Annotated in this window: 16 protein-coding genes; 11 read left to right on the forward strand and 5 right to left on the reverse strand. The window is 63.5% G+C overall.

Annotation, left to right across the window (positions count from 1 at the left end):
- Nucleotides 1-147: 147 nt before the first annotated feature.
- Nucleotides 148-1,239, forward strand: coding sequence for a 3-deoxy-7-phosphoheptulonate synthase (locus NKI85_RS06330; RefSeq protein WP_352522372.1), 1,092 nt, complete (start codon nucleotides 148-150; stop codon nucleotides 1,237-1,239).
- A 57-nt stretch (nucleotides 1,240-1,296) separates the two neighbouring features.
- Here NKI85_RS06330 and NKI85_RS06335 read toward each other — a convergent pair whose 3' ends face one another.
- The gene (locus tag NKI85_RS06335) at nucleotides 1,297-2,406 is read right to left on the reverse strand and encodes a Gfo/Idh/MocA family protein (RefSeq protein WP_352522371.1); all 1,110 of its coding nucleotides are present in this window, start codon (nucleotides 2,404-2,406) and stop codon (nucleotides 1,297-1,299) included.
- A 153-nt stretch (nucleotides 2,407-2,559) separates the two neighbouring features.
- Between NKI85_RS06335 and NKI85_RS06340 the strand changes: the two genes are divergently transcribed.
- Entirely contained in the window at nucleotides 2,560-3,405 is an 846-nt protein-coding gene (locus NKI85_RS06340; protein WP_352522751.1) for a MurR/RpiR family transcriptional regulator, read from the forward strand.
- On the opposite strand, the gene NKI85_RS06345 is transcribed toward NKI85_RS06340, so the two are convergent.
- Entirely contained in the window at nucleotides 3,402-4,292 is an 891-nt protein-coding gene (locus NKI85_RS06345) for an AraC family transcriptional regulator (protein ID WP_352522370.1), read from the reverse strand. The genes NKI85_RS06340 and NKI85_RS06345 overlap by 4 nt on opposite strands.
- A gap of 137 nt (nucleotides 4,293-4,429) precedes the next feature.
- Here NKI85_RS06345 and NKI85_RS06350 point away from each other — a divergent pair, with 137 nt between their 5' ends.
- From NKI85_RS06350 to phnN, 9 genes are all read left to right on the forward strand, one after another.
- Nucleotides 4,430-5,158, forward strand: a complete 729-nt coding sequence (locus NKI85_RS06350) for an SDR family NAD(P)-dependent oxidoreductase (RefSeq protein ID WP_352522369.1) — start codon at nucleotides 4,430-4,432, stop codon at nucleotides 5,156-5,158.
- Between the two features lie 200 nt (nucleotides 5,159-5,358).
- Nucleotides 5,359-7,293, forward strand: coding sequence for a bifunctional 5-dehydro-2-deoxygluconokinase/5-dehydro-2-deoxyphosphogluconate aldolase (locus NKI85_RS06355; RefSeq protein ID WP_352522368.1), 1,935 nt, complete (start codon nucleotides 5,359-5,361; stop codon nucleotides 7,291-7,293).
- Between the two features lie 35 nt (nucleotides 7,294-7,328).
- Entirely contained in the window at nucleotides 7,329-9,173 is a 1,845-nt protein-coding gene (gene iolD, locus NKI85_RS06360; protein WP_352522367.1) for a 3D-(3,5/4)-trihydroxycyclohexane-1,2-dione acylhydrolase (decyclizing), read from the forward strand.
- 43 nt (nucleotides 9,174-9,216) lie between these two features.
- The gene (gene iolE / locus NKI85_RS06365) at nucleotides 9,217-10,134 is read left to right on the forward strand and encodes a myo-inosose-2 dehydratase (RefSeq protein WP_352522366.1); all 918 of its coding nucleotides are present in this window, start codon (nucleotides 9,217-9,219) and stop codon (nucleotides 10,132-10,134) included.
- Between the two features lie 42 nt (nucleotides 10,135-10,176).
- Nucleotides 10,177-10,395, forward strand: coding sequence for a DUF3329 domain-containing protein (locus NKI85_RS06370; RefSeq protein ID WP_352522365.1), 219 nt, complete (start codon nucleotides 10,177-10,179; stop codon nucleotides 10,393-10,395).
- A 2-nt stretch (nucleotides 10,396-10,397) separates the two neighbouring features.
- Nucleotides 10,398-11,210 (forward strand): 5-deoxy-glucuronate isomerase, encoded by an 813-nt coding sequence (gene iolB, locus NKI85_RS06375; RefSeq protein ID WP_352522364.1) that lies wholly within the window; start codon nucleotides 10,398-10,400, stop codon nucleotides 11,208-11,210.
- Nucleotides 11,211-11,361: 151 nt separating this feature from the next.
- Nucleotides 11,362-12,069 carry a DUF1045 domain-containing protein gene (locus tag NKI85_RS06380; protein WP_352522363.1) on the forward strand — a complete coding sequence of 236 codons (708 nt, stop codon included), beginning with the start codon at nucleotides 11,362-11,364 and terminating at the stop codon, nucleotides 12,067-12,069.
- A 77-nt stretch (nucleotides 12,070-12,146) separates the two neighbouring features.
- Entirely contained in the window at nucleotides 12,147-13,286 is a 1,140-nt protein-coding gene (locus NKI85_RS06385; RefSeq protein WP_352522362.1) for an alpha-D-ribose 1-methylphosphonate 5-triphosphate diphosphatase, read from the forward strand.
- A complete protein-coding gene (phnN, locus tag NKI85_RS06390) occupies nucleotides 13,283-13,912 on the forward strand; it encodes a phosphonate metabolism protein/1,5-bisphosphokinase (PRPP-forming) PhnN (RefSeq protein WP_352522361.1) in 630 nt (209 codons plus the stop codon). Before NKI85_RS06385 ends, phnN begins: the two co-directional genes overlap by 4 nt.
- 95 nt (nucleotides 13,913-14,007) lie before the next feature.
- Here the strand turns inward: phnN and NKI85_RS06395 are convergent, their stop codons facing one another.
- From NKI85_RS06395 to NKI85_RS06405, 3 genes are all read right to left on the reverse strand, one after another.
- The gene (locus tag NKI85_RS06395) at nucleotides 14,008-14,538 is read right to left on the reverse strand and encodes a DUF2231 domain-containing protein (protein ID WP_352522360.1); all 531 of its coding nucleotides are present in this window, start codon (nucleotides 14,536-14,538) and stop codon (nucleotides 14,008-14,010) included.
- 154 nt (nucleotides 14,539-14,692) lie between these two features.
- Nucleotides 14,693-15,688: an ABC transporter permease gene (locus tag NKI85_RS06400; protein ID WP_352776384.1), complete on the reverse strand. Its 996-nt coding sequence runs from the start codon at nucleotides 15,686-15,688 to the stop codon at nucleotides 14,693-14,695.
- A gap of 24 nt (nucleotides 15,689-15,712) precedes the next feature.
- Complete coding sequence (locus NKI85_RS06405) at nucleotides 15,713-17,257, reverse strand: sugar ABC transporter ATP-binding protein (protein WP_352522358.1); 1,545 nt, start codon at nucleotides 17,255-17,257, stop codon at nucleotides 15,713-15,715.
- Nucleotides 17,258-17,455 lie beyond the last annotated feature (198 nt).

Consider the following 17,455-nt stretch of genomic DNA (forward strand, 5'->3'; position numbering starts at 1 on the left):
ACCGCCTCGTTTTGGTACTTTAGCTACTCGCTGGCGGCGGGAGGATTGCGCTCGATCTGAAGATTGCAGCATCAACATCCGAACGCCGCCAGACCTGGCGGCTTTTTTGTTTCAGCCGGCAGGTCTCCCAATCAGGAGCAGAAAGCCGTGTTGACCACCACAGATGATCTTCGGGTCAAGGAACTCAAAGAACTGAGCACGCCGGAAGAGGTGATGCGCGAGATACCGCGCACGCTGACGGCGACGCGCACCGTTACCGCCTCACGCAACGCGATCCATTCCATCTTGACCGGCGCCGCCGACCGGCTGGTGGTCATCGTCGGCCCTTGTTCGATCCACGACCCGGTCGCCGCCGTGGACTATGCCAGCCGGCTAGCGGCGCTGCGCGAGACCCTGTCGGACCGGCTGGAGATCGTCATGCGCGTCTATTTCGAGAAGCCGCGCACTACGGTCGGCTGGAAGGGCCTGATCAACGATCCCGACCTCGACGGCAGCTTCAACATCGACAAAGGACTGAGGATGGCCCGCAACGTGCTCTCGGCGGTCAACAATCTCGGCCTTCCCTCAGCGACCGAGTTCCTCGACATGACAACTCCGCAATACATCGCCGACCTCGTCGCCTGGGGCGCGATCGGCGCGCGCACGACAGAGAGCCAAATCCATCGCGAGCTCGCATCGGGCCTCTCCTGCCCGGTCGGTTTCAAGAACGGCACCGACGGCAATCTGCGGATTGCCGTCGAGGCGGTGAAGTCCGCCGCCCAGCCGCATCATTTCATGGCGGTGACGAAGGGCGGGCGCAGCGCCATCGCGACGACCACCGGCAACGAGGACTGCCACGTCATCCTGCGCGGCGGCATTGTGCCCAACTATGACGCGGCAAGCATAGCTGCTGCCTCCGCTGAGCTCGGCCGGATCGGCGTGGCACCTCGGCTGATGATCGATGTCAGTCACGCCAACAGCAACAAGAAGCCGGAAAACCAGCCGCTGGTGGCGGCTGACGTGGCGGGCCAGATCGCGGCGGGCGACGAGCGCATCATCGGCATCATGATCGAGAGCAACCTGGTCGCCGGCCGGCAGGACGTCGTGCCCGGCAAGCCGCTCGTCTATGGCCAGAGCATCACCGATGGCTGCATCGACTGGGAAACCACCGAGACAGTGCTGCTCGGCCTTGCCGACGCCGTCGAGCGGCGCCGGTCGGCGCGACACGCCATGATCGCCGATCGCCCGGGAGCCGCCTGAGACCGGCACTGCCCCCTTCTCCCCTTGCGGGAGAAAGGGAAACCAGCGCCCGGCTTACTACCGCACTGCGATCCAGCGCTGTTCCGCGAACGAGCGCGCCATCGCGTGCACGGTGCGCTCGATCTCCAGGCCTTCGTCGAAGTCGATGATCCGCGCCGGCTTGCCGGCAAGGCGCGTCAACAGTTCGCGGCATTCGATGATCTTGAGATCGTTAAAGCCGAGGCCGTGGCCGGGCGCCGGCAGGAAGGCGTCGTAAGGCCTGTGGTGCGGCGCCACCAGGATCGTGCGGTAGCCTTGCTCGGTCGGTCGATCGGCCGTCAGATAGAGCTGGAACTCGTTCATCCGCTCCTGATCGTACAGGATCGAACCCTTCGAACCAAAAATCTGGATGGCGATCCGGCCCTTGCGGCCCCACGCGGAACGGTTGACCAGCAAGGTGCCGGCGATGCCATTTTCGAGATGCATCAGGATGCTGGCGATATCGTAGGTCTCGACCGCGCGGCGCCCGCCTGAGGCGACGCGGCGGTCGGCATAAGGCTTGGCCATGTCGCACATGACGCGGGCGACACGACCGAACAGGACCGCAATGAGCGACAGCGGGTGTACGGCGAAATCGTCGAGAGCGCCATAGCCCGACACCGCCTCGTGCTTCCAGAAGAACAGCGCCTGCGGATCGGCCATGAAGTCCTCGTCCATCTCGATGCGCAGATGGTTGACCTCGCCGATGATCTTCTCATCGAGCAGTGCACCGATATGGCGGATTGCGGGGTTCTGGATGTAGTTATAGCCGAGCGCGGCGACTTTGCCTGACTTTTGGGCCGCCGCCGCCATTGCTTGCGCCTCGGCGAAGCTCGGCGCCATCGGTTTTTCGCACCACAGATGCTTGCCGGCTTCGAGGATGGCGATGGCCATTTCCGGGTGGAACTGGTTCGGCGTGGTCAGCGAGACGACATCGACTTCCGGGTCGTCGACAACGGCGCGCCAGTCGCCGGAGGCCTTGGCGAAGCCGAATTCGGCCGCACGGCGTTTGGCAAGGTCCTCGTTGACCTCGCCGAGATGGACCAGCCTTGGCTTGGCCACGTCGGGAAAGACGGTGCCGACCGCATTCCAGGCAATGGCGTGGCACTTGCCCATGAAACCAGTACCGATAAGACCTACCCCGACCATCTGCTTTGCCTCCGCTACGTGCAAATTTGTGTGGATGAATTAGTCCATTTTGTTTGTAAATGGAACGCTTGTCTCATTTTTTATGGTGTTCTTGCACAGGCCCGCTATGATGGGGCACAGAGGGAACCGACGATGAGCCTGGGCGGAGCGACGATGGACGAACGGGTGCCTCGCGATTTCGAAACGCTGCGGGCGACGATCCTGGAGCGGCGCCAGAGCCTGCCGAAACGCATCGCCCAGATCGCCGCCTACGCGCTCGACAATCCCGACGATATCGCCTTCGGCACCGCTGCCAGCATCGCCGCCTCCGCCGGTGTACAGCCTTCGACCCTGATCCGCTTTGCCCAGCAGCTTGGCTTCGACGGCTTTACCAGCCTGCAGCTGGTATTTCGCGAGCGCCTGCGCGAACGCAACTCGTCCTATGACGAGAGGCTGGCGGCGTTGCGCGCCAAGGCCGAGGAAGGCGCCGGTCACCGGGCGATTTTCGACGGTTTTGTCGCCGCAGCCAGCACCTCGCTCAACGACATTTCGCGCACGCTGAACGAAGACCATTTCGAAGATGCGATCGCCGTGTTGGCCAAGGCGGAAACCATTTATGTGCTGGCCAAGCGGCGCTCTTACCCGGTCGCCTCCTACATTGCCTATGCATTGGGCAAGCTCAAGATCCGCAACCAGCTGATCGAATCGGCCGCCGGCCTCAATGCGGAGATGATCGGTTTTGCCTCTCCAAGGGACGCCGTCATCGCCATCAGCTTTTCGCCCTATGCCCCGGCCACCATCGAGGAGGCGCGCGTCATTTCGGAGCAAGGCGTGCCGATCGTGGCGATTACCGACAGCTCCTTTTCGCCGCTCGCCCAATTCGCCAGGGTCTGGTTCGAGGTCGCCGAAGCCGATTTCGCCGGCTTCCGCTCGCTGTCGGCGACGATGGCTTTGGCCATGGCGCTGACCGTTGCCGTCGGCGAGAAGCGGCGCGACGGCGGCCGCAAGCGGAAGGCTTAGATCACCTCTATTGCCGTTTCGCCTTCTGCCAAAAGCCGCGCTGCGTCGCGGGCAGGCGGCGATCCGAACTGGCGGGCATACTCCCGGCTGAACTGGGAAGCACTCTCATAGCCGACAGCGAAGGCGACACGCGCCACGTTGCCCGGCTGGGCAATCAGCAGATGGCGGGCTTCCAGCAAGCGGATTTGCTTTTGATACTGGATTGGGCTCATGGCCGTCGCCGCCTTGAAGTGGCGATAAAACGCAGCGCTGCTCATGCGGGCGATTTCGGCCAGATCCCCGACCCGGACCGGCTGATGGGGATGCGAACGGATCCAGGCGATCGCCCGGCCAATCCGGGACAGATGGCCATCGGCGCGCGCAAGCTCACGTAGCTTTCCGGCCTGGGGGCCTTGCAGAAGCCGAAACAGTATCTCCCGCTCGAGCAAGGTTGCGAGCACGGGAATCTCCGCTGGCCGGCCAAGCAGCCGCATCATTCGACGCAACGCGTCGAGCAGGTCGTCATCAACGGGAGAGGTGGAGAAACTGTCGCCGCCGAGGGCCGGCCGGTGGTCGACGAGGAGCGCGGCGACGGCCTGCAGGTCAAGGGTCAAGCCAATGGCCAGGTAAGGGCGCGCGGCGCTCGCTTCGACTATCTGGCTGATAGTGGGCGTCTCGACAGTGTAGATGAAATAGCTGGCCGGATTGTAACGAAGTGCCCGGTCGCCGATCAGAACCGTCTTCGCGCCCTGCAATACGAATAAGATCCCCGATCCCCACACCCCCGGCAATGGCGCCGTGGCGACTTCGCTGCGGCCGATCGAAACGCGGGGAATCGCCGTTCTTGTTCGTCGCCCGCGCGCATGGCGGCCGGCGATCTCGATCAACTCCTGCAGCGCCTCGCTCATTGCACCAGCATCGCGCATTCGCGCCAACCGTGCAACAGCGTGAGAGGATTAGGCAAGAGCTGGAGAGTTTCCGGCGCGCGGCGCCCGCTGCGTCGCGCCATTTGTGGCTCGTCCACAAGGAACATGGAGACACCGATATGACGACATCGAAAAGCGCGCTGGTGACCGGCGCCAACAAGGGTATAGGCCGCGAAATCGCCCGGCGACTGGCGACGATGGGCTTCAAGGTCTGGCTCGGCGCCAGAGACGCCGAACGCGGCATGGCGGCAGTGCAAACCTTGCGCGCCGAAGGCCTCGACGTAGAGTGGCTTGAGATGGACGTCACGCAGGATGAGAGTGTGAAGGCGGCCGCCAAAGCCGTCAGCGCGGCCAACTCCTGCCTCGACGTGCTGGTGAACAATGCCGGCGTCGCCATCAACTACGACCTGCCGCCGAGCCGGCAGCGGGTTGCCGACATCCAGGCCACCTATGACGTCAATGTCTTCGGCCCGATCCGCGTGACCCAGGCATTCCTGCCGCTGCTGCTGGCAGCTCCTGCTGCCCGCATCGTGATGGTGAGCAGTTCCACCGGGTCCATCGGCCGGGCGCTCGATCCCGCCAGCGCGAACCACGCCGTCAATATTATGGGCTACGGCAGCTCCAAGACGGCCTTGAACGCCATCACCGTGGCCTTCGCCAGGGAGCTTGCGCCGCAAGACATCAAGGTCAACGCCGCGGCGCCCGGCTATACCGCCACCGATCTCAACGGGTACAGAGGTCACCGCACGGTGCAGCAGGCGGCCGAGATCGTCATTCACCTGGCGACCCTGGACGCCGATGGCCCGACCGCCGGGTTCTTCAACGAAGATGGCCCGCTTCCTTGGTAAATCAGCTGGTTTCAGTGGTAGGGACTTGACGTTCGTCTGACTTCAAAGTTTCTCAACGCGCGGGCCTTTGCACAGCACTTTTCGGCGAAGGAACGCGCGTTCCATATTGACTATGGATTGGAATTATTATTTCATATTGCCGGCGCCACGCTGCCGCTCGCGCGTGTTACCCAAGACAACAAAGCCGATGGGAGGTTCGAATGGGCGAAGCCGTGGAAGCGAGATATGCGCCGCTCGACGTTATCACAATCGGCCGCGCTTCCGTCGATCTCTATGGCCAGCAGATCGGCTCGCGCCTGGAAGATATCACCTCCTTTGCCAAGTCGGTCGGCGGCTGTCCGGCCAACATCGCGGTCGGCACTGCCAGGCTCGGCCTGCGCTCGGCGCTGCTCACCCGTATCGGCAATGAGCAGATGGGCCGCTTCATCCGCGAGCAGCTGACCCGCGAGGGCGTTTCCGTCGACGGCCTCAGGACCGATCCTGAGCGATTGACCGCTCTGGTGCTGCTGTCGGTCGAGGATGAAGGCGTCTCGCCGATGATCTTCTATCGCAGCGATTGCGCCGACATGGCGCTTTCGGAAGACGACATCGATGAGGCGTTCATCGCTTCGGCACGCGCGGTCGTCGTCACCGGCACGCATTTTTCGCGGCCAAACAGCGACGCCGCGCAGCGCAAGGCGATCCGTGTCATGAAAGCCAAGGGCGGCAAGGTGGTGTTCGACATCGACTACCGCCCCAACCTATGGGGCCTCGCCGGCCACGCCGAAGGCTTCGAGCGCTATGTGAAATCCGACCGCGTCTCGGCGCAGTTGAAGACGGTGCTGCCCGACTGCGATCTCATCGTCGGCACCGAAGAGGAGATCATGATCGCCTCCGGCGCGGACGATTACCTGAGCGCGCTGAAAACCATCCGGTCGCTGTCGGCGGCAACCATCGTGCTGAAACGCGGCGCCATGGGCTGCATCGTCTATGACGGGCCGATCAGCGACGACCTCGAGGACGGTGTCGTCGGCAAGGGGTTTCCGATCGAGGTCTACAATGTGCTTGGCGCCGGCGACGCGTTCATGTCGGGCTTCCTGCGCGGCTGGCTCGGCGAGGAAAGCCTGGCGACGGCGGCGACCTGGGCCAATGCCTGCGGGGCATTTGCCGTGTCGCGGCTGCTCTGCGCGCCGGAATACCCGACCTTCGAGGAATTGCAGTTCTTCCTGAGGAACGGCAGCAAGCATCTGGCGCTGCGCAAGGACGAGGCGATCAACCACATCCATTGGGCGACGACGCGCCGGCGCGACGTCCCCTCGCTGATGGCATTCGCCTGCGACCACCGCGTCCAGCTGGAGGACGTCGCGGCAAAAGTCGGTGCCGATCCGTCGCGAATCCCAGCTTTCAAGGTGCTGACGGTCAAGGCTGCGGCCAAGGTCGCGGCTGGTCGCGCCGGCTACGGCATGCTGCTCGACGAAAAATACGGCCGCGAGGCGATGTTCGAATTCGCCCACCATTCCTTCGCCTGGCTCGGCCGACCGGTGGAGTTGCCGGGCTCGCGGCCGCTTCGCTTCGAATTCTCGCAAGATATCGGCTCGCAACTGACCGAGTGGCCGGTCGACCATTGCATCAAGTGCCTGTGCTTCTACCATCCTGACGATCCGGCGGAGCTGAAAACCGAACAGCAGCGGAAGCTGCGCGCTTTGTTCGAAGCGGCGCGCAAGGTCGGCCGGGAATTGCTGGTCGAGATCATCGCCGGCAAGCATGGCAAGCTCGACAACATGACCATCCCGCGGGCGCTGGAGGAACTCTATGCGCTCGGCATCAAGCCCGACTGGTGGAAGCTCGAACCGCAGGCGTCGGCCGGCGCATGGGCAAAGATCGAGGCGGTGATCCTGAGGAACGATCCGTGGTGCCGCGGGATAGTGCTGCTTGGCCTGGAAGCGCCGCAGGACGAACTGGAAGCGGCCTTCGCCGCCACCGCCAAGGCACCCATCGTCAAGGGTTTCGCCGTTGGTCGCACCATCTTCATCAACGCGGCCGAGCAATGGCTTGCCGGCAAGATGTCGGACGACGAGGCGGTGGCCGACATGGCGTCGCGCTTCGAGAGACTGACCGAGGCATGGCTTGCCGCGCGCGGCCGCAAAGCAGCATAAGAAGGCGCGGCATAAGGACTGCGGAGGAAAACGACATGACCAAAACAATCCGCCTGACGATGGCGCAGGCGCTGACCCGCTTTCTTGCTAGACAGATGACCGAGATTGGCGGCAAGAAAGTGCCGATCTTCGGCGGTGTCTGGGCGATCTTCGGCCACGGCAATGTCGCCGGCGTCGGCGAGGCGCTCTATCAGGTCCGCGACGAGTTGCCGACCTTCCGCGCCCATAACGAGCAGGCGATGGCGCATGCGGCGATCGCCTATGCCAAGGCCAATTTCCGCCGCCGTTTCATGGCGGCGACCAGTTCGATCGGCCCCGGTGCGCTCAACATGGTGACGGCGGCAGCCCTTGCCCATGTCAACCGGCTGCCGGTTCTGCTTCTGCCCGGCGATGTCTTCGCCAATCGCATCCCGGACCCCGTCCTGCAGCAGGTCGAGGATTTTTCCGATGGCACGGCGACGGTCAATGACTGCTTCCGGCCGGTATCGCGCTATTTCGACCGCATCACGCGGCCGGAGCAGATCATACCGGCGCTAAATCGCGCCATGCAGGTGCTGACCGATCCCGCCGAATGCGGCCCGGTGACGCTGGCGCTGTGCCAGGACGTGCAGGCCGAGGCCTATGACTACCCCGAGAGTTTCTTTGCCGAACGGCTCTGGACTCAGCGCCGGCAGCGCCCGGACCGTAGGGAATTGGCGGCTGCGGTGGCGGCGCTGAAGAGCGCGAAGAAGCCATTGGTGATTGCCGGCGGTGGCGTGCTCTATTCGCAGGCGTCGGGTGAACTGGCCAGACTGGTGCAGGACGCCGGCATTCCGGTCTGCGAGACGCAAGGCGGCAAATCCTCGCTGCCGGACGATCATCCGCTGAACATGGCTGCGGTCGGCGTTACCGGCACTTCGGCGGCCAACAGGCTGGCCGAAGAGGCCGATGTCGTGCTTGCCGTCGGCACTAGGCTGCAGGATTTCACCACCGGCTCCTGGGCTTTGTTCAAGAATTCCGGCAAGACCATCATCGGGCTCAACGTCCAGCCTTTCGATGCCGGAAAGCACCAGGCGCTGCCGCTGGTCGCGGATGCGATGGAAGGGCTCGCCGAATTCGCTGCGGCGCTGAAGGGCTGGAAGGCTCCTTCAGGCTGGACCGACAACGCAGTCAGTGGCAAAAAGGACTGGCAGGCGGATGCCGGCAAGGTGACGGCGTCGACCAATGCCGCCTATCCGTCCGACGCGCAGGTGATCGGCGCCGTGCAGCGCGCCATGGGCTCCGGCGTGGTACTGCTCCATGCCGCCGGCGGCCTGCCGGGCGAATTGCACAAGCTGTGGCAGGCGGGCGCGCCCGGCTCCTATCACGCCGAATACGGCTTCTCGACAATGGGCTACGAAATCGCCGGCGGGCTCGGCGCCAAGATGGCCAAGCCGGACGAGGAGGTTGTCGTGATGATCGGCGACGGCTCCTACCTGATGCTCAATTCCGAGATCGCGACCTCGGTGATGCTCGGCCTCAAGCTGACCATCGTGCTGCTCGACAACCGCGGCTATGGTTGCATCAACCGGCTGCAGATGGCAACCGGCGGCGCCAACTTCAACAATCTGCTGAAGGATGCGCGTCACGAGACCTTGCCCGATATCGACTTCGCCGCGCATGCTGCGAGCATGGGTGCGATCGCCGAAAAAGTGCCCTCGATCGCTGGGCTGGAAACGGCGCTGGCGCAAGCGAAGAAGAACACGCGAACGACGGTGCTGGTCATCGACACCGACCCCCTGGTTTCGACCGACGCCGGAGGAAGCTGGTGGGATGTCGCAGTGCCGGAAGTCTCGGCGCGGCCACAAGTGAACGCGGCGCGCAAGAAATATGAAGAAGCGTTGCGCGGGCGGGGTCTTTAAGCCCTGCGAAGACCGCCTCGAATGTCTGAATTGGAGTGACGACTTGAAAGCCAAACTGGGCATGTCCCCCATTGCATGGTGGAACGACGATCTTGTGGAACTCAGCGACGACGTATCGCTGGAGGAGTGCTTGCGCCAGTCGCGTTCGGCTGGTTTCACCGGCATGGAGATGGGCCGCCGTTTTCCCAATGACCCAGAAATCATGCTGCCGATCCTCAGGCAGGCCGACGTGACGCTTTGCGGCGGTTGGTTCTCCGGGACGCTGGTCGATGAGGATACATCGGGGAATAAAGATCGCATCCAGCCGATGATCGATCTGTTCAAGGCGGTGAATGCGCCTTGTATCGTCTATGGCGAGGTCGGCCGCTCCATCCAGGGCGACCGTTCCAAGCCGCTCGCCAGCAAGCCCAGGCTTTCGGACGACGAGATGAAAGCCTACGCCAGGCGGCTCACGCAGTTCGGCGAATGGTGTGCCGAGCAAGGCATGCCGCTCTCCTATCACCATCATATGGCGGCGGTGGTCGAGACAGAGCCCGAATTGGATGCCTTCATGCGCTATTCGGGAGAGGGCATTCCCCTACTGCTCGATGCCGGTCACCTGGCCTTTGCCGGCGGCGATGTGCTGCGCGCGATAGACAACCACCACCGGCGCATCAACCACGTGCATGTGAAGGACGTACGCATGGAAGTGATCGAAAGACTGGATCGCAACAAGCAGTCTTTCCTCGACGCGGTGGCGCTTGGTGCCTTCACCGTGCCGGGAGACGGCTCGCTAGACTTTGGCGCGATTGTGCAGAGGTTCGCCGAACATGGCTATGAAGGCTGGTTCGTGGTCGAGGCCGAGCAGGACCCGAAGAAGAACCCGCCGCTCAAGATGGCGCAAGTCGGCTACAAGGAGTTGATGCGGGTGATGACGGCCGCGGGCTATACGGTGGAGACACAGGGCTTTCCGAATGCTTGAGAGTTTGCGAAGAAGGGCTGATCCGATGCCGGGGTTGATTGGATGAAAGACTCTGAGCACCCGTTCTTCCGGCCGCTATGGCGCCGCGTTGCCATTGTCGCGGTCTGCCTGGTCTGGTCGGTGATCGAGTTCGCCACCGGCACGCCGTTCTGGGGCGTGATCGCGCTCGGCTTCGCCGGCTATGCCGTCTGGCAGTTCTTCTATCTCTATAAGCCAGCTAATGAAGACAAGGCATCGGCGGACGCCGAACCGAAGGAATGACCATGTCGAAGCTGCTCGTCAAAGCCAATAAAGGCCACGGCCGCATCGCCCATGTGACGCCGCAAAGCGCGGGCTGGAGCTATGTCGGCTTCGATCTGCATCGGTTGAGGCCAGGCGAGAGCGCTTCCGGGCAAACCGCGGATCGTGAGGTTTGCCTGGTGTTTCTCACCGGCAAGGGCAAGGCCAAGGCCGGCGGCAGGGATCTCGGCCTGCTGGGCGGACGCATGTCGCCGTTCGAGGGCAAGCCGTGGTCGGTCTATGTGCCGCAGGGCTCGGAGTGGTCGGTGAGCGCGGATACCGATCTCGAACTTGCCGTCTGCTCGGCGCCGGGGCTTGGCGGCGGCCTGCCGGTCCGCGTCATTGCGCCGAAGGACCTCGGCCAGGAGGTTCGCGGCAAGGGCACCAACACGCGCTATGTCACCAACATCCTGCCGGAGGGCAAGCCGGCCGATTCCTTGCTGGTGGTCGAGGTCATCACGCCCGGCGGCCACACGTCGAGCTATCCGCCGCACAAGCACGACCAGGACAACCTGCCGGCCGAATCCTATCTCGAGGAAACCTATTATCACCGCCTCAATCCGCCGCAGGGCTTCGCTTTCCAGCGCGTCTACACCGATGTCGACCAGAACGGTGCTCGTTCGCTCGATGAGGCGATGGCGATCGAGGACGGCGACGTCGTGCTGGTGCCCAAGGGCTATCACCCCTGTGCCGCCTGCCACGGTTACGACCTCTATTACCTCAACGTCATGGCCGGGCCGAAGCGGACGTGGAAATTCCACAACGCGCCCGAGCACGAATGGCTGATGAAGGCCTGATAGCGGCCCCGTCCGCGTCGGCAAACTGGCCCAAGGCGAAAAAATCGTCGGCTAATGACCCGCCTGGACAACTTTGTTATCAGGAGCGATCACCAGCTTCGTCATTTCGTCATGCAAATCGCCTATGGCAGCGGGCTGACGAGGACTTTCGATGCGCTACGCGATTTATTTCACCCCCCGGCAGGACGAACCGCTGGCACGGATCGCCGCCAATTGGCTCGGTCGCGACCCATTCGGCGCCGCCACAAGGCCGGTTGAGGCGGTGGGCGAACTGTCGGCGGCGGAGGTCGCCTTCCATACCGCCTCGGCGCGCCGCTACGGTTTCCACGCAACGCTGAAGGCGCCCTTCCGGCTGGCCTCGAACGAGACGGAAGCCACGCTTCGCGCGGCACTGGACAACTTTGGCGAGGCGATGCCGGTGGTGATGATCCCGCGCCTCGTCGTCAGCCAGATCGACGGCTTTTTCGCGCTGGTGCCGGAAGCACCGCTGCCGGCACTCAATCGCTTCGCCGACGACGTAGTGCGGGGTTTCGACCGCTTTCGCGCGCCGCTGACCGAGGCCGAGATCGAACGGCGCAGCCCCGATTCGCTGAAGCCCGACGAATTCCGCAATCTTTGCCAATGGGGCTATCCCTATGTCTTCGAGACGTTTCGTTTCCATATGACGCTGTCCGGCCGGGTCTCGTCACAGGAAAGCCCTCGTCTTCGCTTAGCAATCGACAGCCTGTTTGCGGACGTGCTGCAAAGGCCGGTGCCGGTGGACGCGCTGACGCTGTTTGTGGAAACTGAACCTGGCGCGCCGTTCATGGTGCTGTCTCATCACGCGCTCGGGTGTCGCCCGGCCAGAAGAACCGCCTGAAATGACTATTTGTTTTAACCGCAAGCGACGCGAATTGATTCCAATTGGCTGCAAAAATGCTGCAAGGACTGCCTGAAATGACCGCCGAGACCGTTCTTGACAACGCCCGCATCGTGCTCGCCGACCAGATCGTCGAAGGGTCGATCGTGCTGCGCGACGGCATGATCGCCGCCATCGATCCCGGTCCCGGCCGCAGCGGCGAGGACATGGACGGCGACTTCATCATTCCCGGCCTGGTCGAGCTCCACACCGACCATCTCGAAGGCCATTACGCGCCGCGGCCGAAAGTGCGCTGGAACCCGATCGCCGCTGTGCTCGCCCATGACGCGCAGGTGGCGACCGCCGGCATCACCACCGTGCTCGATGCCTTGCGCGTCGGCATGGACGAGGACGCCGACCTAACGGCTGCCGACATACGCAAGCTGGCCGACGCGATCGAGGACAGCGTCCAGCAGGACCGGCTCAGGGCCGACCATTTCATCCATCTGCGCTGCGAGGTTTCGGCGCCGGACTGCCTCACAGCCTTCGCCAATTTCGACGGCGACGAGCGGGTCAGGCTGGCGTCGCTGATGGACCATGCGCCGGGACAGCGCCAATTCGTCGATCTCGAAACCTATGCCTATTATTACCAGCGCAAGCTGAAGCTGACCGATCGCGATTTCCAGAAATTCTGCGAAAAGCGGATGGCGGAATCGGCGAGGAATTCGAGCCCGAACCGCAGCTTCATCGCCGCTGCCTGCCATGAGCGCGGCATCGTGCTCGCCAGCCATGACGACGCGACCGTCGGCCATGTCGACGAAGCGATCGAGCAAGGCGTGCGCGTCGCCGAGTTCCCGACCACCGAGGAGGCAGCACGGGCTTCGAAAGAGGCAGGGCTCGGCGTATTGATGGGCGCGCCGAACGTCATGCGCGGCGCTTCGCATTCGGGCAATGTCTCGGCCCGCACGCTGGCCGGCGACGGCCTGCTCGATATACTGTCGTCGGACTACATCCCCTTCAGCCTGATCCAGTCGGCCTTCTTTCTCGGCGACGTGGTCGAAGGTATCTCGCTGCCGCAGGCGGTGGCCATGGTTTCGAAGAACCCGGCCGAGGCGGTCGGCCTCACCGATCGCGGTGTCATCGAGCCCGGCCGGCGCGCCGATTTGGTTCGCGTGCGCGTCGACGACCATGTCCCGGTTGTCCGCACGGTCTGGCGGCAGGGACGCCGGGTCGCATGATGGTGTCGGCGTCGATCGAGCGTGAATTGTCCGCGGCGGCGTTTCCGATCCGCGACGGCGTCTTTGTCGCCGTCGTCGGGCCGAGTGGTGCCGGCAAGGACACGGTGATCGGCTATGCGCGCACTGTGTTTGCCGACGAAAGCCGGCTGGAGTTCGTGCGCCGGGTGATCACCCGGCCGAGCGATGCGGCCACCGAGGATCACGACACGCTGGCCGACGCGGCCTTTGTCGAGGCCGAAGCGGATGGTGCCTTCGCCATTTCCTGGGAGGCGCATGGCCTGCGCTACGGCATCCCGGCCGAAGTCGACTGGTCGGTCTCCAACGGCCGTGTCGCGGTCGCCAATGTCTCGCGCGCGATTATCCCGGCGCTGCGCGAGCGTTACGCCAATCTGGCTGTCGTCGAGATCACGGCTACACCGGAGATCCTGGCCGAGCGGCTGGCATTGCGCGGTCGCGAGTCGCGCGGCGAAGTGCTGGCGCGGCTGGCGCGCAGCGCCAATGTGGCGCTGTCCGGACCGGGTGTCACCTCGATCGACAATAGCGGCCCTCGTGAAGCCGCCGGCGAGCGCTTCGCCGAGGTGCTGCGCAAGGCCATGGCCTTCTCCGACGTGTCGGGCCTTATCTAGAGCCTGCCCATCCCGATGCATCGGGATGGGACTCTATCTTCTTGTTTGACCAATATCTTTCCGGAAACCGGTATTCACTTTTCGGGATTATGGCCTCATGCGGCGTGCCGGTCCCGACCGGCGTGACGAGTGTCAGTGGCGTTGGTTGCCGAAGGCCGCACCTGCGTATCCGCTGGCGTATCCAGAACTGCAACGTGATGCCGATACACCATTTCCCACCCCTTCCAGCCGGTAAACAGCAGTATGCAGACCACTATGAACGACAACAGCGCGCCCCATGGTCGGACCGCGGCTTCGGCGCCTTGGGCATAGCGAAGATAGAAATTGATCAATGCCACAACGACCGCGGTCAAGTTGCCCAGCATGTGGTACCAAGCGTCGGGCAAGGCGCGGATGCGCGGCTCGTTGAGGAAGTCGATAAAACCGGCTGTGGCAGCTAGAAGTGCCATTACGACGGCTGCCCCGATCAGCCACATCGATGCCCGTGCCCAGAAGGCATCAGTAGTCCCCCAGAAAACCAGATCGGTGACAAACGCACCGACAAGAAAAGCGACAGGAAAAGGAATCAGCATCGGGTGGAGGGGGTGACTTCCTACTTTGGCGGTGCTTACAGGATTCGTGGCCATTGGATGCCTCCAATAGAAAAGCCTAAATCAACGCTCAGATACGAGTTTCGTTCCAAATAGAGATTGATCTGAAACTGCCGTCGCGAAGCTCAGCACTGATTTTTCATGCCACCTGCCAATGGCAATTGGCGTGCTTCATCCAGTTATTTTTGCGTCACTCCGCGGCAGCACCCGCCACACTTTTGCGGGTGGCCTCGAGCATTAGCCGCCGCGCCCGGAACACGCCCCATTGCTGGTCGACCAGCACGCCGATGAGGATCACCCCGCCCATGACAGCGAAGTTGAGCGAGGAGGGGATGCCGAGCAGGTTGACGAGGTTCTGCAGCTCCTGCAGCAGCACCGTGCCGAGGATGACGCCGATCAGCGAGCCTTCGCCGCCACGCAGCGAGAAGCCGCCGAGCACCGCCGCTGCAATGGCGTAGAGTTCATAGAATTGGCCGTGGCTCGCCGGCGAGATCGAGCGTGTGTACATGGCGAAATAGATCGCCGACAGCGCCGTCAGCACGCCGCAGATGACATAGGCGGCCATGACGATGCGGCCGGTGCGGATGCCGGAATATTTCGCCGCTTCCTCGTTCTTGCCGATGGCGTAGAGATAGCGCCCGAACACTGAGCGGTGCAGCACCACCCACATCACGACGGCGATGACGATCAGCGCGATGAAACTGTTCGGCACGCCCCAGGACCGCCCGGCGGTCAGGAATTCGAGTTCCGGGAAATTCTGTCCGAAGGCAAAGCCGGCGGTGCCGTCGGCGGTGTAGAAGCGCGCCACGCCGCGATAGATCAACAGGCCGCACAAGGTGACCACGAAAGGCTGCAATTTGAGCCGCGTGATCAGCCAGCCATGCGCCAGCCCGATGATGCCGCCGAGCACCAGGATCAGCGGCAGGGCGACCGGCCAGGCCATGCCGCGCGTGGCGATGAAATCGATGAACAGCACGCCGAGCAGCGCAACCACCGAACCGACCGACAATTCGATGCCTCCGGTGATGATGACGAAGGCCTGGCCGATCGACAGAATGCCGAACAGCCCGATCAGGTTCGACGTGTTGGCGAGATTGATCGGCAGCAGGAAGCGTGGATTGATGATCGCCACCGCCGCGCCGACCACCAGGATCAGGATCAGCAGGCCGAGATCTTTCTTGCTCATCGTCGTCTCCCCAATGGCCGCTGCCTATTTCGGCTGCTTGCCCACCGCCAGCAGCAGCACGTTTTCCTGGCTGAACTGTTCCTTGTCGAGAATGCCGGAGATCTGGCCCTCATGCATGACGGCGATGCGGTCGGACACGCCGATCACCTCCTCCATGTCGCTGGAGATCATCAGCACGGCGACGCCGGCATCGGCCAGCCCCCGCATCAGCCCGTAGATTTCGGCCTTGGCGCCGATATCGATACCGCGCGTCGGCTCGTCGAGGATCATCACCTTCGGCTTCATCGCCAGCCATTTGGCCAGCACGACCTTTTGCTGGTTGCCGCCGGACAGCGTGCCGGTGCGCGTCTGGACGGAGGGCGCCCTGATGCCGAGATTGGTCTTCTGCTTCTCGGCGGTAGCAGCTTCCGCGCTGGCCGAGACCAGCGAGCGCCGCGAATGCGCCGGCAGGTTGGGGAGCGAAATGTTCTGGGCAATCGACAGGTCGAGCAGGATGCCGGTCAGCTTGCGATCCTCGGGGACGAGGAAGATGCCGCTTGCCACCGCATCCGCGGCTTGCGCGACGACCAGTTCCTTGCCGTCGAGCAGCATGGTGCCGCCAAAGCTCTTGTCAATGCCGAACAGGACGCGCGCCAGCTCCGTCCGGCCGGAGCCGACGAGACCGGCGAGGCCGAGGATCTCGCCATGCCTGACATCGAGGTCGACGGGCCGGTCGGGATAGGCAGCGGTGCGAATGGCCTTGACCGACAGCGCGACTGAGCCCGGCGGGCGCGCCGATTCCGCGGCCTTCTCCCTCTCCTTCAGCATGCGGCCGATCATCAGCTTGACCATCTGGTCGTGATTGATGGCGCTCTTCGGCAAGGTTCCGGCGAGCATTCCGTCCCTGAGCACGACGACGCGGTCAGCGACGCGCTCGACCTCGTGAAGGCGGTGCGAGATGAAAATGACGCTGATGCCGTCCGCCTTCAGCGCCTTGATGACGCCGAGCAGCTTGTCGGTTTCGGCGATCGGCAGGCTCGAGGTCGGTTCGTCGAGGATGACCAGCCTTGCCTTGATCGACAGCGCCTTGGCGATTTCGACCATTTGCTGCTGGGCCAGCGACAGCGCCGACACCGGCGTATCGGCCGAGAAATTGGCGCCGACGCGTTTTAGCAGCGGCGCCGCCAGCGCTCGCAGCCTGGCGCGGTCGACGAGCTTGAGCGGGCCGGCACGCAGCGGTTCGCGGCCGAAAAAGATATTGGCGGCGACGTCAAGGTTTTCGAACAGATTGAGTTCCTGGTGGACGAAGGCGATGCCCGAACCGATGCTGGCCTCGACGGTCAGACCGTCATGGTCGAGGCCATCGACGGTGATGGTGCCGGTGTCCGGCCGGGTCACGCCGCCGAGGATCTTCATCAGCGTCGATTTGCCGGCGCCGTTTTCGCCGACCAGGCCGATGACCTCGCCGGGCCTGACCTCGATCGAGAACCCGTCCAGCGCGACGACGCCGGGATAGGTCTTGCGCACGCCGTCAAGGCTCAGGAACGGAGCGTCCGTGGATGCAACGATGGATGGGTCGGAATAATTCATCACGCCTGACAGCAGTCGGTGAGCCGTTTTGGCCTCAGACTGACGGGCCTCGCAAGGCGCGTCAATAGAATCGCCGGCGCCGGGGGGGCCCCCGGGCGCCGCCCCGAAATTTTACTGCAATATCCAAAACACCATGTGCGTGGGGGGCGTGGTGGGGACCTACTCCGAAGGGCGTAGAGTGGTGGGGCCCGGCATACA

Origin of the sequence: Mesorhizobium sp. M0571 (assembly GCF_040320985.1) — a bacterium.
GTDB lineage: Bacteria > Pseudomonadota > Alphaproteobacteria > Rhizobiales > Rhizobiaceae > Mesorhizobium.